The sequence below is a fragment of the Ruegeria sp. YTSC230 genome (assembly GCF_059609665.1).
The window spans coordinates 1-15061 of sequence record NZ_JBXWMC010000020.1 but is presented as its reverse complement, the minus strand read 5'-3'; the positions used below and the strand labels follow the sequence as shown (position 1 = coordinate 15061).

Below are 15061 nucleotides of genomic sequence, written 5' to 3'. Positions count from 1 at the left end.
AGGCGCTGTGTCTCTGGATGGTCGCCTGATCGACTATGCCTCGATCCGTCAGGCCGAAGTACTGGTCGAAAAGGCTAATCAGATCGCAGCTGCGTGAACCTGTAGTGCCGGGCCATTCAACAACAACGCTTCGCACCACTGCTTCGGTTATCTTTGCCGAGGCAGTGTCTGCAGCGGACCCAGCAACTGCCCTGCGCCGCAAGTTATGCGTCGCTCCACTGCCAACACCTGCAAGTGGCGGGCGCAGCGTCCTGATTGCGGTCGGGAAGGCTGCGCCCAAAATGCTGTCAGAGGCGTTGCAACACGTTGAAGGCCCGCATGTAGCTTTGGCTGTAACACATGCTGAAAATCAGACGGATGTATCCGGCGCGACCGTCTTAACAAGCGGGCATCCCATCCCCGATGAGCGTGGGTTGAAAGCCGGGCGGCAGATTGTGTCTTTGCTCAGCGAAGCATGTGAACATGATCAGGTCATTGCGCTAATCTCGGGCGGGGGATCAGCACTTATCCCCGCCCCCGTCAGCGGCCTGACCCTATCGGACAAGATACGGGTTAACGAAGTGCTTCTATCCTCGGGGTTGGGTATCACTCAGATAAATCTGATACGCCAGCAACTCAGCCAACTTAAGGGCGGCGGGTTTCTGAAACATTCGGCTGCAGCGCCGGTCACGGCTTACATTCTTTCGGATGTAATCGGAGACGACCTGCGGGCTGTTGCCAGTGGCCCGACCGTTTCCCCTATCGGCAGCCATGCAGACGCACGCAGAACTTGCATCGAAAACGGCCTATGGCATGAGTTGCCCAAAGCAGTCCGCACGTATCTGGAACACAGTATTCCTGATCAAAGGCTTAGTGCTCAAGCCACCAACCACCTGATCGGATCTAATCGGATAAGCCTGCAGGCTGCACATGGTTGCGCGTCTCGATCATTCGACGCCGAGATCGTCTCTGATGCGTTGACCTGCAATGTGGACGATGCCGCAGAACAAATTTTGCATGCGACCCGATCCGTGACCGTGGATCGACCGAAAGCCCTGCTGTTTGGCGGTGAGATAACTGTCCGGCTGCGTGGCTCAGGGTGGGGCGGTCGAAATCAGGAATTGGCATTGCGTCTCGCCTATATGACTCAGGAACAGAAAATACCGGGCAACTGGGTTTTTCTCAGCGGTGGCACGGATGGCCGCGATGGACCAACCACAGCGGCGGGAGCCATAGTAGATGCTGGCACTGTCTGTCGGATACGTAATGCCGGGAAGGATCCAGTGGCTTTACTGTCCAACAATGACAGTCATTCCGCTTTGTCATTAGCAGGTGATCTCCTGCAAACCGGGGCGACCGGAACCAATGTGGCGGACATACAGATTATGCTGCTGGTACCATAACCCTAAGACTATTCGTTACACTCGGTTCTGAGTTTGGATCTGACAAAAGCCGCAGATGTCGGGTTCAAGAGATCAATAAAACGCCTCTTGCCCGGCGCGAACGTCGCGGCACGCAGAGGTTCGAACAAAGATGCCAGGCTCGCTATCGGAAAGCCGACAAACAGTGGAATTCTGATCCCTGGCCTTTTTCTGACAGCATGATTATTTTACTATCAGGAAAATTTTGATGCTATGATACTCCGACCGGATTGGGTTTTCCGCTGCTCCTGCTTGCAGAACCAGTTTGGACAAGTGTAGCAAGACATTGAAAGAGTGAAATTGAAAAAACGCGATAAAGAAATGGCGGCAAATCTGACTCAGGACCCACATTCCGTTCGTTCGGGTAACAGAGAAAAAGTTCTTGAAGTTGCCATCGGCCGCGAGGTTCGCGCCTTTCGCAAGCAGCAGGAAATAACTGTCGCGGAGCTTGCCCAGCTAACCGGTTTGTCGATCGGCATGCTGTCAAAGATCGAAAATGGAAATACGTCACCCTCCTTGACGACCTTGCAGTCACTGGCGGATGCACTGTCGGTTCCTTTGACAAGTTTTTTTAGACAGTTCGAAGAACGCCGGGAGGCGGTTCATACAAAAGCAGGTGAAGGTGTCGAGTTGGAGCGTGAAGGAACACGCGCCAACCACCAATATAACCTGTTGGGGCATATTGGCGCCAACGGATCAGGCGTAATTGTAGAACCCTATCTGATCACCCTGACTGCTAAATCCGATGTGTTTCCAACATTCCAACATGGTGGCATCGAGACGATTTACATGCTGGAAGGTGAAGTGGATTACCGCCATGGGGACCAGATTTACCCACTGAAACCGGGTGACACTCTGTTCTTTGATGCGGATTCACCCCATGGCCCGGAACGGTTGGTTAATCTGCCGGCCCGCTACATATCGGTGATCAGCTATCCGCAGACAAACTGATCGGCTTGCGCAACAGGAAATCCGTGGGTCTGTCATAGCCTTCATGGCTGCCCGTATTCACGATCGTGAACCCAAGCCTTGAAAAAACGCGATGGTTTTCAGTAAGTTCCACGCGCGTTTCCAGTTCCAGCGCAGGCAGACCAAGCTCAGTTGCACGGCTTGCAGCATGATCCACCAACGTGCGGCAGATACCTTGCCCCCGCAATCCTTCCTGAACTGCAAGCTTCCCTAAGTACAGGCTGTCGGGTTTGGGCGTCAGAAACATACATGCGAACAGCGGTCGGCCGATGGCCCAGATTTCACCACCATCCTTACAGTGCTCCCGCATCCCTTCCACCGTCAGCCTATGGATAGAAGACGGAGGGTCGATCCGGGCATCCATGAATTGAAATGACGCACGAAGCAGCGCAAGCGCGTCATATAATGCAAAGTCATCGCTCGGAATTAGCCAAGGCGTGAAGTCCGGATCAGTCATTTGAGCAACGGCACTTCACAATGCTCACTTCGACAAAGGCGGTTCCGTTTCCAAGTCCGGCCAAATCCCTGGCGATGTGGGTAACCCGTCGTCGAACTGGCTGAGATAGTCCAGCATCATCGGGCGATTGTCGATGAACCCCTTATAAGATGCCAGCTCTTCAGGCAGGTCCCGAATAACCCGGTGCAGACGGCGCCCCCATTTGGGAACAGTCATCAGATCCTGAAAACTGCACAGATAGCAGCGGATCGGGAACACCAGCGCATTTGAGCGCGGCAGACGGAAGAACGTCTGCAACTCGACCCGCAGATGCTGCTTGTGGGCGATGTTTTCGGGCGTCAGCGTGGTCTTTTGGATCCCCCATTTGTGATAGTTTTCCGGGCTTGTATCCAGCAAAGGGTTCACCGTCATGGTCCAGTTGAGACGCCGCGCAGGGGCGCCCTGCTGGATATTCAGCAAGAACTTCAGCGCGCGCTGGAAAATACCCATTTCATGGGCCTTCGGAACCGGCGCGTGCCATTCGAAAAAGTTCATGCCGATGTCGAAATCCAGGCTCCAATCGGCTTGTGTTGTCACCATGCCGGCGTCCATCCACAGCATCTCATCACGCTGATCCAGCACGGCGAAATCGCCCTGAGCTTGTCGCGTGATGTATTCCATCGGCCCATAAGGCAGCGTGGTTTCATCCATGAAGGTAAAGCTGTGATCGATGCCCAATGGCTTGTTGATCCAGCGCCACTGATTGCCGTTGCGATGCAACTCGAACAGGTCCGGGTAATCCTCGGACTTGCTGACCATGATCAGTTCCAGCAAGTCCCAGCCAGCCAACGTCATATGCGGCAACGACTGACAGCGCAGCGGGTCCTGATCCAGAACCATTGCGCGGTCTTTCATCTCTGAGACGTAGTGCTCGTCTACGTCGAACCGCATCTCATAGACTGATCCCTCTGGCCCGCCGCGATGCTGTTCCATGTTGACCGAATACATGTAGCTGTCTTCGTGGAATGGGAACGGAAAGCGTTTGATCGCCCAGTCCGAGTTGTGGAACGTATAGTCGTCGCGGAAGGACTCGTCGTTAAATTGAATGGTCATGGTGGGCCTCCTCTCAGCGGTCCAGCACAAGGGACTTGCCCTCGAAACGCGATACGCAGGGCATGATTTTCTTGCCCGATGCCTTTTCTTCGTCGGTCAGCCAGTGATCGCGGTGAACAAAGTTCCCAGCGTGATCCAGCACAACGGTTTCACACTGACCGCAAGCCCCTCCGCGGCACAGATACGGCGCATCCACACCTTCTCGTTCGATGGCTTCCAGCAGGCTTTCGTTCTCGCCCACATGAACGACTTTGTCTGACGCGGCCAGGCGCACTTCGAACGGCTTGCCGGGCTGTGGGGCCAGAAACTCTTCGTAATGCACGCAATCTTCGGGCCAGCCTTCAGCAGCGGCCGTGTTGCGCACCCAGTCGATCATGCCGTTGGGGCCGCAGACATAGACATGCGTGCCCAGAGGTTGCCCGCTCAGCAGGTTCTCCAGATCAATCTGCTGGTTCTGGTCGTCGTAATACAGATGTGTTTCATTGGGATGCCGGTCGGTCAGTTGGTCCGCATAAGATGCCAGCGCGTGATTACGGCAGGCATAATGCAGCTCCCAATGTCCGTGCAGCAGTTCAAGTTGTTTGATCTGCGCCAGAAACGGGGTGATCCCGATGCCACCGGCCAGAAACAGGTGCTTGCGGGCGCGCAAATCGAGCGAGAACAGGTTGACCGGATAACTTATGGTCATCTCGTCGCCCAGCTTGACCTGGCGGTGCATGAACAGCGAACCACCCCTGCCCTCATCATCGCGTCGAACCGAAATGGTGTAGGATGACTGATCAAACGGGTCCGACATCAGCGAATATGGGTTGAGCCGCGTGATGCCACCATCCTGCATTTCGACAACCGTATGGGCCCCGCCCGAAAAGGTCGGCAACTGGCCTCCGTCGATACGTTCGAACCGGAACCGCGTCACCAACTCGTTCAAGGGGGTGATTTCGGTCACTTTGGCCTGGATTTTCTCGGCGCCACTCATTCGTAAATCCCCTTCGGCTCGGGCACGTTACCATGATCTTCGGCATCCACGCGGACACCCTGATAGGCGGCAAGACGGCGGGAGTAGTGATCGCGCACGAACAGGTTCAGCCCGCAATGCGCACAGACAAACGGGTCAACCTCAACATCTTCGGTGATGCCTTTGCAATGCACACATTGCATTCGGCGCGCAACCGATCCGCGATGTTCGGTTTGAATTGCCGTGTGCGGCAGGCCTACGGCCATCACCTCGTTCATGGCCTGACCCATCATGCCTTCAGAGCCGGTCAGGTAGACCTGCAACCCCATATGCGCGTCTTCCAAAACGCGGCGAATGCGCTGCAACGAGGCTTCATAGGATGGACCTTCGTAGAATTGCGCAGGCTTCAGTGCCTGCAGTCGCTCAACGTAATCCGTTCCCTTGGGAATGTAGATCAGATGGGTTTTGGCCATCAGGTCGGGTGTCGCGATGTCAAGAACGGCTTCGGCCCCTTCGGCCTCAGCGATCATGAGATGGTGTTCGCCCGGGCGGACCTCTAGCGTGCCCCAGACCGGGCGGCTTGCGATTGACTTGGGAAATTCGAACTTTGACATTGTGCCCTCAAATAGGAAAAGGGCGCCACGGTGTGTCCGTTGCGCCCCCTGAAACTCAGCCCTTTGCGGTTCGGATAGATTTGTCCTGATCGTAGAACGGCATCTCTTCCGCAGTCGCCGCTATTTCTGTCCCATCACCGTTGCGCACTGTCAGCTTGGTGCCGGGTGAGGCACAGGCGACCGGCATTCGCGCGATACCCACGTTGTGCCCGTTGATTTCGGAATACATGCCAAAGGTGACAACCCCGACCTTTTCGCCGTTTTGCAGCAGGTCCGCACCCTCATCCGCAGGGGTCGTGCCGTCAAGCTTGACGCCGTAGATCTTGAACCGTTCTTTGCCTTGCGATGCATAGTGGTTCTCGGCGCCTATAAAGCCGGTTTTTCCGGGTGAAACGGTGAATTCCAGGCCCAGCTCCCAAAGCGTATCACCGCAGGTTTCTCCGTCGAACGGGTAGGTTTCCGAATTGTCGCCCGGATAAAACAGCAAGTAGCTTTCGGTGCGCAGCAGATCGAGGGTCGAGAACTGTACCGGGACGATCCCCATATCATTGCCTTCCGCCAAAATGTTGTCCCACAGGTGTACCGCGTGCTTGGCCTGACAGAAAATTTCGTATCCGCGCTCACCAGTATAGCCGGTCCGCGAAATCATCACCGGGCAACCATAGAGTTTGGTTTGCATGATGCCGAAATAGGCCAGATCCCGAATTCCGGGGATGTGCTTGGCCAGGAAATCAACGGCCACCGGTCCCTGCAGCGACATGTCGTGCATGTCGTCGTCAAAAATGACCGCGCAGTTCTTGCCCGCCGCCACCGACGTCAGCTGCTCCATGCCCGTGCCGGTGCCGTGCACCACAAGCCATGTGTTCACCGACAAGCGATAGATGATGCAATCGTCAACGAATTTACCTTCGGCATTCAGGATCGAGGCATAGGTCGAACGACCCGGCATGATCTTTTCCACGTTCCGCGTAGTGACCCGATCAATGACATAGGCGGCATCTTCGCCGACCACGTGAACCTTTTTCAGGCCGGAAACATCCATGAGGCCCGCCTTGGTGCGGATTGCCTCATAATCAGCTTTGGCGCGTTCTGGGCTGTGGTCATAGAACCATGCGGTTCCCATGCCGTTCCAGTCCTCAAGCTCGCCGCCGATCTCGGCATGGCGCTGCGCAAGGGCGGACGTCCTCCAAAGAATGGCCATGGTTCAGCTCTCCCGTTGATTGCTTTTTGTTGCCTATATTGAGGCCGATGTCAGATTGAAAATCAACACCTCTGTGCAGATTATTTTCCTGTTGGGAATATTTGCCTTCAAATTCTGAACCCTTAGACGGGGGTTTAGAGTTGAAGAAAACCCCCTATTTTCATGGCTAATAGGCAGTAATCGACCCTTCAAATTGAGTATGCGACGCCACCGTTAAAGATGTTTGCCCCACATATCTATTGACAGGTGCCCCACGAGATTGTCCCCTGAGTAGATAAAATTTCCCAGCAGGAAAACTCCGCAGAGAGACCTCCTGCTGCAACAACAGGGAGACTACGAAGTGGATGGCAATCTAAATGCTCTCACGACGATCTTTACCGAGTTCTACTACTGGGTAACGGTCGTTTTCATGTTCCTCATCCATGTGGGTTTTTGCATGTACGAAGTCGGCGCCAGCCGTGCCCGTAACCATATGCACACATTGATGAAAAACATCATGATCATCCCACTGGTGACGGTCACGTTCTTCTTCTTTGGATGGTGGATCTATTGGGCTTTTCCGAACTTTCCGTTCTGGGGCGGTCTGGACGCAGAAGCGGGCGCAGCGAATCTGCCTTGGGCCGACACGATGGCAACCAATGTTAGTGACAGAATCACCGGCGTTTTCTGGGCAGCATTCCTGCTGTTCTCCTGGACGGCAGCCTCGATCGTTTCGGGTTCCGTGATCGAACGGATCAGGTCTTCGGCGCTCTGGGTACATGCGGTCATGATCGGATCGGTCTGGTGGATCATCGACGCTGCATGGGGCTGGCACTACGGTGGCTGGATGGTTCGAATTCTCGGCTACCATGATGCATACGCTTCCGGTGTAATTCACGCAATTGCAGGTGGTTACGCATTGGGTGTAATCATGGTTCTTGGCCCGCGCCTAGGCAAGTTCGCCAAGGACGGGACACCACGGGACATTCCTCCGCACAATCCGTGGCTGCTGACGATCGGCATCTTCCTGATCTACACTGGCTTCTGGGGCTTCTATGCCGCGTGCAACGTGCCTGTGATTTCACCTGAAGGGATCGATGGGCAGATCACTGGCGTAACCTGGACAGCTACCAATATCTATCTGGCTCCGACGACCCTGTCGGCGATCACCTTCAACTTCCTGATGTCGCTGTCCGGCGGTCTGATGGCGGCTTATGTGATCTCGAAAGGTGATGCGTTCTGGACCTTCTCAGGCGGGCTTGCCGGAATTATCACTGCCTCGGCCGGAAACGATTTGTATCATCCGATTCAGGCAATGATCATTGCCGCGATCGGCGTCGTGATCGTGTACAAGCTGCACTACTGGGTTGAACGCCGGTTCAAGCTGGATGATGCGGTGGGCGCCGTTGCTGTGCACGGTTATGCCGGGGTTGTTGGCCTGGTGATTTCAGGCTTTGTCCTCTGGGGCGTGCCATCTTCGCCGTACGAAGGATACGCAACAATCAACCCGATCGGTCAAATCACCGGTGCGGTCATCATGTTCTTTGTTCTTGGCTTCCTACCCGGATGGGCTCTGGCCAAGATGCAGGCGGCCGCAGGTGTGCTTCGCATCCCGGAAGAGGTCGAACTGCAGGGCCTCGATTACGCCGAGCACCACGCCTACGAAGATGCCAAGGCAGCGATCATTGAAGCTGACAAACAGGAATTGGCTGCCCGTGCTGGCGCGGCAGCGAAGTAAAGGAGAAAGACATGTCTACGAATGGATACACAAGCTGGGCTGTCGATCTTGCCGAGGTCGGTCCGATCTACCCCTTCCAAGGTTACGAAGTTCTGATGGTCATCATTGGTGTGGTCTTCTGGATTGGCTGGCATCGCATCCAGTTCGTCCGGGAAGGTGAACACCTTGAGAAGGCCCGCCACACCGGCGACGAAGAGAAGGTGAAGGCACAGTTGGAACGATACTGATCCAGCTTTAAGAGCTGGCAATGGGCGTGAAATAAGAGATCGCGCCCATTGCCTCTTAGGAAAAAAACTTTCCTACTATTATTGATGTCCCCCAGTTTTGTTGATACCGTCGAATCATAGTGAAACACACAAGGAGATCTGCCAGCCATGTGCGGAATTGTTGGATTATTCCTCAAAGACCAGTCTCTTGCGCCCCAACTGGGTAACATGCTGACGGACATGCTGATTACGATGACAGACCGCGGCCCCGATAGTGCCGGTATCGCGATCTATGGCGCAGAGTCGGCAGGCAAAACCAAGATTACAGTCCAGTCGCCCAACCCCGATGCTGACTTTGTCGGCCTGGCTGATGAGCTGGGTGAAAAGCTGGGCGCAACGGTTGGTCAGACAAACAACGACACACACACCGTTCTTGAAATTCCCGCCGGTCAGTTCGAAGCCGCACGCGCTGCGCTGGCCGTAGTCCGCCCGTCGGTTCGGATCATGAGCCGCGGCGAAAGTCTCGAAATCTACAAGGAAGTTGGCCTGCCTAAAGATGTTGCAGACCGATTTAACCTCAACGGAATGAGCGGCACCCATGGCATTGGGCATACGCGTATGGCGACCGAATCCGCCGTGACTACAATGGGCGCACATCCGTTCAACACCGGCCCCGATCAGTGTCTGGTCCACAATGGATCGCTGTCCAACCACAACTCGTTGCGCCGCAAACTGCGCCGCGAAGGTGTGGTTATCCAGACCGAGAACGACACCGAAGTGGGTGCAGCATATCTAACCTGGAAAATGATGAACGGCGCAACACTGGGTGAAGCTCTGGAAACCAGCATCGATGATCTGGACGGCTTTTTTACCTTTGTTGTTGGCACCAAAGACGGGTTTGGCGTCGTACGAGACCCAATTGCCTGTAAGCCTGCGGTGATGGCCGAAACAGACCAATATGTGGCCTTTGGCAGCGAATACCGTGCTTTGGTGAACCTGCCGGGTATTGAAGACGCCCGGGTTTGGGAGCCTGAACCCTCCACCGTATATTTCTGGTCGCACAACGACAGCCCCACAACTCACGAAAAGGCCGCCTGATATGCAGACCTATGATCTAGAGGCAGACGGGCTGCGCGGATTGAACTCATCCCTGCAGGCACAAAACGCCGAGACCAATCAAACCCGTTGGGAAATTGTGAACCCTAAAGGCAGCCACGCAATCGCCGTCGGTCTGGACGCGCCGATTGAGGTGACGGTCAAAGGTTCGACCGGGTATTATTGTGCCGGGATGAACCAACAGGCGACCATAAAGGTAGAAGGCTCTGTTGGTCCGGGCGTTGCCGAAAACATGATGTCCGGTCAGGTCATCGTCGATGGTGACGCCAGCCAATACGCTGGAGCGACCGGCCATGGCGGATTGCTGGTGATCAAAGGTAATGCCAGCTCGCGCTGCGGCATCTCAATGAAAGGGATCGATATCGTCGTGCATGGCAACATCGGCCATATGTCCGCCTTCATGGCACAGGATGGCAATCTGGTTGTCTGCGGGGACGCAGGAGATGCGCTGGGGGATTCACTCTACGAAGCCCGGCTGTTCGTGCGTGGTTCGGTCAAGAGCCTCGGCGCCGATTGCATCGAGAAAGACATGCGTCCCGAGCATCTGGATATCCTGAGGGATCTTCTGGCCCGCGCGGGCAGCGACGCCAATCCGGAAGAGTTCAAACGCTATGGTTCGGCCCGTCAGCTTTATAATTTCGACGTTGATAACGCCGCCGCTTACTGAGGAAGAAGGGTATGAAAGATATGGACGATCAGATCCCCCGCACCCTGCCGATCCAGTCGGCGACATTTTCCAACCCGATCAATGCCGAGATCCGTCGCGCCGCTGCGACCGGCATCTATGACATTCGAGGTGGGGGGGCCAAACGGAAAGTACCCCATTTCGACGATCTGCTGTTTCTGGGTGCGTCGGTATCCCGCTATCCGTTGGAGGGTTATCGCGAACGTTGCGATACCTCAGTAACGTTGGGCACCCGCTTTGCCAAAAAGCCGATCGAGCTGGATATCCCGATCACCATTGCGGGTATGAGCTTTGGCGCATTGTCCGGTCCGGCGAAAGAAGCTCTGGGCCGCGGCGCATCCGCAGCGGGCACGTCAACCACCACCGGTGACGGTGGCATGACACCAGAGGAACGCGGCCATTCGACCAAGCTGGTGTATCAATACCTGCCTTCGCGTTACGGCATGAACCCGAACGATCTGCGCAAGGCTGATGCAATTGAGATTGTGGTTGGCCAAGGCGCTAAACCCGGCGGCGGCGGTATGCTGCTGGGTCAGAAGATCAGCGACCGCGTGGCCGAGATGAGAACCCTGCCCAAGGGTATCGACCAGCGCTCGGCCTGTCGCCATCCCGACTGGACCGGCCCGGACGATCTTGAGATCAAGATCCTCGAACTGCGCGAGATCACTGACTGGCAAGTGCCGATCTATGTCAAAGTTGGCGCAACACGCCCCTACTACGACACTGCTTTGGCCGTGAAAGCTGGCGCCGACGTTGTCGTCATGGATGGGATGCAGGGCGGAACCGCCGCCACGCAAGACGTATTCATCGAACATGTCGGTCTGCCGACGCTGTCCTGTATCCGCCCCGCCGTGCAAGCGCTGCAGGATCTGGGTGTGCATCGTGAGGTGCAGCTGGTTATCTCGGGCGGTATCCGCACCGGGGCCGATGTGGCTAAGGCTTTGGCGCTGGGTGCAGATGCGGTTGCTATCGGCACCGCCGCTCTGGTTGCCCTCGGGGACAACGATCCCAAGTGGGAATCCGAGTACCAGAAGCTGGGCACGACAACCGGTGCCTATGATGACTGGCACGAAGGACAGGACCCGGCTGGTATTACCACGCAGGATCCCGAACTGGCCGCACGTCTGGACCCGGTCGATGCGGGCCGAAGGCTGCGTAACTACCTGAAAGTTATGACGCTTGAGGCCCAGACCATTGCGCGCGCCTGTGGGCACAATCACCTGCACAACCTCGAGCCCGAGGACTTGTGTGCCCTGACAATGGAGGCCGCCGCAATGGCGCGGGTGCCGCTGGCGGGAACCAGTTGGTACCCCGGTAAGGAAGGGTTCTGAATAGATGCTGCGCGGCTCCTTGATGGGGGCCGCGTTTTTGCTTTGAAAAACTAAAATTCAACAGGGAAAGGAAAGCAATCGTGACGATAGATCTCGCAGCTTTCGCAAAAGAAAAAGGCGTCAAATACTTCATGATCTCGTTCACCGATCTGTTCGGTGGACAGCGGGCCAAACTAGTGCCTGCACAGGCGATTGCTGACATGCAGGAAGATGGCGCAGGCTTTGCCGGGTTCGCCACATGGCTCGACATGACACCGGCGCATCCGGACATGCTGGCGGTGCCGGATCCGTCCTCGGTCATTCAACTGCCGTGGAAGCCCGAAGTGGCCTGGGTCGCCGGGAATTGCGTGATGGAAGACAAGGATGTCGCGCAGGCCCCGCGCAACGTTTTGCGCCGGTTGATTGACGAAGCTGCAAGCGAAGGCATGCACGTCAAAACCGGTATTGAGGCCGAGTTCTTTCTGCTGACCCCGGATGGCGAACAAATCAGCGATCCGTTCGATACTGCCGAAAAGCCCTGTTACGACCAGCAGGCGGTTATGCGTCGCTATGATGTGGTGCGAGAGATCTGTGATTACATGCTGGAATTGGGCTGGGGTCCCTACCAGAATGACCATGAGGACGCCAATGGCCAGTTCGAAATGAACTGGGAATTTGATGATGCGCTGCGTACCGCAGACAAGCACTCTTTCTTCAAGTTCATGACCAAATCCGTGGCCGAAAAGCACGGGCTTCGGGCGACCTTCATGCCGAAACCGGTCGAAGGTCTGACCGGAAATGGCTGTCATGCCCATATCTCGGTCTGGGATGCGCCGGGTGACGCCGCCAAAACCAACGTGTTTGCAGGCGAAGGCGACGACCCTACCGGCGAAGTCGGGCTGGGCGAACGCGGAAAACACTTCCTTGGCGGCATCATGAAACACGCCTCCGCGCTGGCGGCAATTACCAATCCTACAGTGAACAGTTACAAACGTATCAACGCGCCGCGGACAATGTCGGGCGCAACATGGGCGCCCAATACAGTGACCTGGACAGGCAACAACCGGACGCACATGGTTCGCGTTCCCGGCCCCGGCCGGTTTGAGCTGCGTCTGCCCGATGGGGCGACCAACCCCTATCTGCTGCAAGCCGTGATCATCGCCGCTGGCCTGTCCGGTGTCCGGTCCAAAGCAGATCCGGGCAAACGTTGGGACATCGATATGTATGCCGAAGGCCACAAGGTGCGCGGTGCGCCGAAACTGCCTTTGAACATGCTTGATGCCCTGCGTGAGTACGACAAGGACAAAGACCTGAAAGCGATGATGGGTGCCGAGTTCTCATCCGCGTTTCTGAAAATGAAACATCAGGAATGGAACTCTTTCGTCTCTCACTTCTCACGCTGGGAAAAAGACAACACTTTGGACATCTAAGCCGGGTTGCAAGGTTACATCTCTGGGCCGCGGAAAAAGCTGCGGCCCCGTTACTTGAGGCCCCAAGTGGCTCGCCAGGAACGTTCTCAAGTTTCAGCATACGCAAGGCGAGTCTCGGCGCAGTTAATGACCACATCGCCAAGCATCAAGACGACACGCAGATCGTACACTTCTACAAAGGGCAATCTATTCCGCAACTGGGCGATTTTGACGTTTTGCTAGTGATGGGCACCCGATGGATGTTTCGGAGGTCAATACCAATCCTTGGCTAACGTTCGAAAAGCAAGCCATCAGCACATGGGTGCATGATTTCAATCGAACGTATTTTGGCAATAGTCATAGGCATCAGCTTTGATCGGAACCGCGGAACACGTAACGTGATTTCTGTAAAGCGTCTTTACGTATACCCAGCATCTGCTTCCAACCGCCAATCTGGAACGTCATTGACCAGCATAAGCGCTGCCCGGCGAAGCGTAGCGCGCATCTTTTCCACAACCGGACCGGTCAATTCGCAATCCGCCAATGCGGCATCGAAAGTATCCAGCCAAAGCTCTGCGTCGGCCTTCCGGATGGGAATATGCGCATGGATTTCGCGCAGATCCATGTGGCCGAAACGTTCACGATAATAGGCACGTCCGCCGAGAAACCCGCTGAGAAATTCAAATTGAGCTTGTCTGGTGTGGTTTAGCCCATGTCCCCGAAAATGCAGCCTGTGCAACGAATGCGCTGCCGGATCCGTTTCCATCCGGTCATAGAAACGCTCAACCAGAGCGCGCAGTTGGGTCTCACCACCAAGTTGCTCTATCGCAGATTCCATGTGCTGCCTTTCTGTATCTCTGGCACCTGAAATATTGCATAACAGGAAAATAAGTTTATCAACAGTGACATTCTGACATACTCATGCTCAGAAGCGGAACTAGGTTAAACCAGTAAGGGAGATGACGGATTGAACGCTCTGGTGCTTGGCCTTTTGGCGGCACTTTGCTGGGGGGTACACGATCTGGCAGTGCGCTATGTCAGCCAGTCTGTCAGCGTGATTGCTTCGCTCATGGCTGTGCTGGTTTCGGGCGCAGTGCTGCAACTTGGTTTGGTTGTGATGATGGGTGAAGTCGACCCAATTCCTGGCACGGCATTGATCAGCGCTGTTGCTGCAGGGGGGTGTTATCTGCTGGCGGGCGTCTGCATGTACGCCGCTTTTCAACGCGGCCCGGTCCGGCTGGTTGCTCCGATTGTTGCAAGCTATCCGGTGTTATCCGTCTCACTGGCCATTTGGCGCGGCGCAACGGTCAGCCCGTTACACTGGCTTGCCGTCATCGCGATTGGTGTTGGCGTTTCTGTTGTGGCTGCCCAATCTGAACGCGACGCAACTGAATACCCAGCAGCTGGCCCGACGGTGGTGCTATCGATACTTGCAGCTATCGGGTTCGCCGCCACCTTTGCGCTAGGACAATATGCAACCGAACATAATGACGAATACTCAATCTCCCTGGTTATTCGGCTGACGGCAGTTTTTGCCCTAGGCATGATCGCCCTGGCATCCCGCAGATCAATCTGGCCCGGGCGGCGGGCTCTGCCTCTTCTCTGTGTCATGGGTGTTCTGGATGCTGTTGCCATCCTTTGCGTGATCGCGGCGGGCGGGTTGCCGAATGCGCAATTTGCCTCGGTGACAGCGTCCGTCTTTGGGCTGCTGACCGTTGTGTTGGCTTGGGCAGTCTTGCGTGAAAAGATGGTGCCACGCCAATGGCTTGGATGTTTGGTTGCGTTTGCGGGAATAGGCTATCTGGCGCTCTGAGGCGACCATTCCGAAAGTTCTTTAAAACTAGGTAGTTCCCGTTTCTCTGGGGCGCATTTTTTGCGCCCCAGAGAAACAGGTCAGGCTGTGAGGCCTTCTGGTTCTGGCAGTTTGTTT

The 15061-nt window shown here is 55.7% G+C and carries 15 protein-coding genes; 9 read left to right on the top strand and 6 right to left on the bottom strand.

Annotation, left to right across the window (positions count from 1 at the left end):
- Positions 1-104: 104 nt before the first annotated feature.
- Both AC2FD9_RS22965 and AC2FD9_RS22960 read left to right on the top strand, forming a co-directional pair.
- The gene (locus AC2FD9_RS22965) at positions 105-1382 is read left to right on the top strand and encodes a glycerate kinase type-2 family protein (RefSeq protein ID WP_496838919.1); all 1278 of its coding nucleotides are present in this window, start codon (positions 105-107) and stop codon (positions 1380-1382) included.
- 339 nt (positions 1383-1721) lie between these two features.
- On the top strand, positions 1722-2351 hold the full coding sequence (locus tag AC2FD9_RS22960) for a helix-turn-helix domain-containing protein (protein ID WP_058272918.1): 630 nt from the start codon (positions 1722-1724) through the stop codon (positions 2349-2351).
- On the opposite strand, the gene AC2FD9_RS22955 is transcribed toward AC2FD9_RS22960, so the two are convergent.
- The 5 genes from AC2FD9_RS22955 to AC2FD9_RS22935 are packed head-to-tail and all read right to left on the bottom strand — an operon-like array spanning position 2329 to position 6688.
- Entirely contained in the window at positions 2329-2826 is a 498-nt protein-coding gene (locus tag AC2FD9_RS22955) for a GNAT family N-acetyltransferase (RefSeq protein WP_496741940.1), read from the bottom strand. The two genes, AC2FD9_RS22960 and AC2FD9_RS22955, sit on opposite strands and share 23 nt — an antisense overlap.
- A gap of 24 nt (positions 2827-2850) precedes the next feature.
- A complete protein-coding gene (locus AC2FD9_RS22950; RefSeq protein WP_496838918.1) occupies positions 2851-3918 on the bottom strand; it encodes a heme-dependent oxidative N-demethylase family protein in 1068 nt (355 codons plus the stop codon).
- 13 nt (positions 3919-3931) lie between these two features.
- Positions 3932-4894 (bottom strand): PDR/VanB family oxidoreductase, encoded by a 963-nt coding sequence (locus AC2FD9_RS22945; protein WP_496838917.1) that lies wholly within the window; start codon positions 4892-4894, stop codon positions 3932-3934.
- On the bottom strand, positions 4891-5487 hold the full coding sequence (locus tag AC2FD9_RS22940) for a dimethylamine monooxygenase subunit DmmA family protein (RefSeq protein ID WP_496736181.1): 597 nt from the start codon (positions 5485-5487) through the stop codon (positions 4891-4893). Before AC2FD9_RS22940 ends, AC2FD9_RS22945 begins: the two co-directional genes overlap by 4 nt.
- 55 nt (positions 5488-5542) lie before the next feature.
- Entirely contained in the window at positions 5543-6688 is a 1146-nt protein-coding gene (locus AC2FD9_RS22935) for an aminomethyl transferase family protein (RefSeq protein WP_496838916.1), read from the bottom strand.
- A gap of 340 nt (positions 6689-7028) precedes the next feature.
- Between AC2FD9_RS22935 and AC2FD9_RS22930 the strand changes: the two genes are divergently transcribed.
- The 6 genes from AC2FD9_RS22930 to glnT all read left to right on the top strand — a co-directional run bounded on the left by AC2FD9_RS22930 (position 7029) and on the right by glnT (position 13152).
- Positions 7029-8405 carry an ammonium transporter gene (locus tag AC2FD9_RS22930; protein WP_109310838.1) on the top strand — a complete coding sequence of 459 codons (1377 nt, stop codon included), beginning with the start codon at positions 7029-7031 and terminating at the stop codon, positions 8403-8405.
- An 11-nt stretch (positions 8406-8416) separates the two neighbouring features.
- Positions 8417-8632: a hypothetical protein gene (locus AC2FD9_RS22925; protein ID WP_108861028.1), complete on the top strand. Its 216-nt coding sequence runs from the start codon at positions 8417-8419 to the stop codon at positions 8630-8632.
- Between the two features lie 147 nt (positions 8633-8779).
- Entirely contained in the window at positions 8780-9709 is a 930-nt protein-coding gene (locus AC2FD9_RS22920; RefSeq protein WP_496838915.1) for a class II glutamine amidotransferase, read from the top strand.
- Position 9710: 1 nt separating this feature from the next.
- A complete protein-coding gene (locus tag AC2FD9_RS22915) occupies positions 9711-10394 on the top strand; it encodes a protein GlxC (protein ID WP_472724879.1) in 684 nt (227 codons plus the stop codon).
- Between the two features lie 20 nt (positions 10395-10414).
- Positions 10415-11743 (top strand): FMN-binding glutamate synthase family protein, encoded by a 1329-nt coding sequence (locus AC2FD9_RS22910; RefSeq protein ID WP_108861050.1) that lies wholly within the window; start codon positions 10415-10417, stop codon positions 11741-11743.
- An 80-nt stretch (positions 11744-11823) separates the two neighbouring features.
- A complete protein-coding gene (gene glnT / locus AC2FD9_RS22905; protein WP_496838914.1) occupies positions 11824-13152 on the top strand; it encodes a type III glutamate--ammonia ligase in 1329 nt (442 codons plus the stop codon).
- A gap of 397 nt (positions 13153-13549) precedes the next feature.
- Here glnT and AC2FD9_RS22900 read toward each other — a convergent pair whose 3' ends face one another.
- Positions 13550-13969, bottom strand: a complete 420-nt coding sequence (locus AC2FD9_RS22900) for a group II truncated hemoglobin (protein ID WP_108861024.1) — start codon at positions 13967-13969, stop codon at positions 13550-13552.
- Positions 13970-14098: 129 nt separating this feature from the next.
- Between AC2FD9_RS22900 and AC2FD9_RS22895 the strand changes: the two genes are divergently transcribed.
- Positions 14099-14944, top strand: a complete 846-nt coding sequence (locus tag AC2FD9_RS22895; RefSeq protein WP_496838913.1) for a DMT family transporter — start codon at positions 14099-14101, stop codon at positions 14942-14944.
- The last annotated feature ends 117 nt before the right edge of the window (positions 14945-15061 follow it).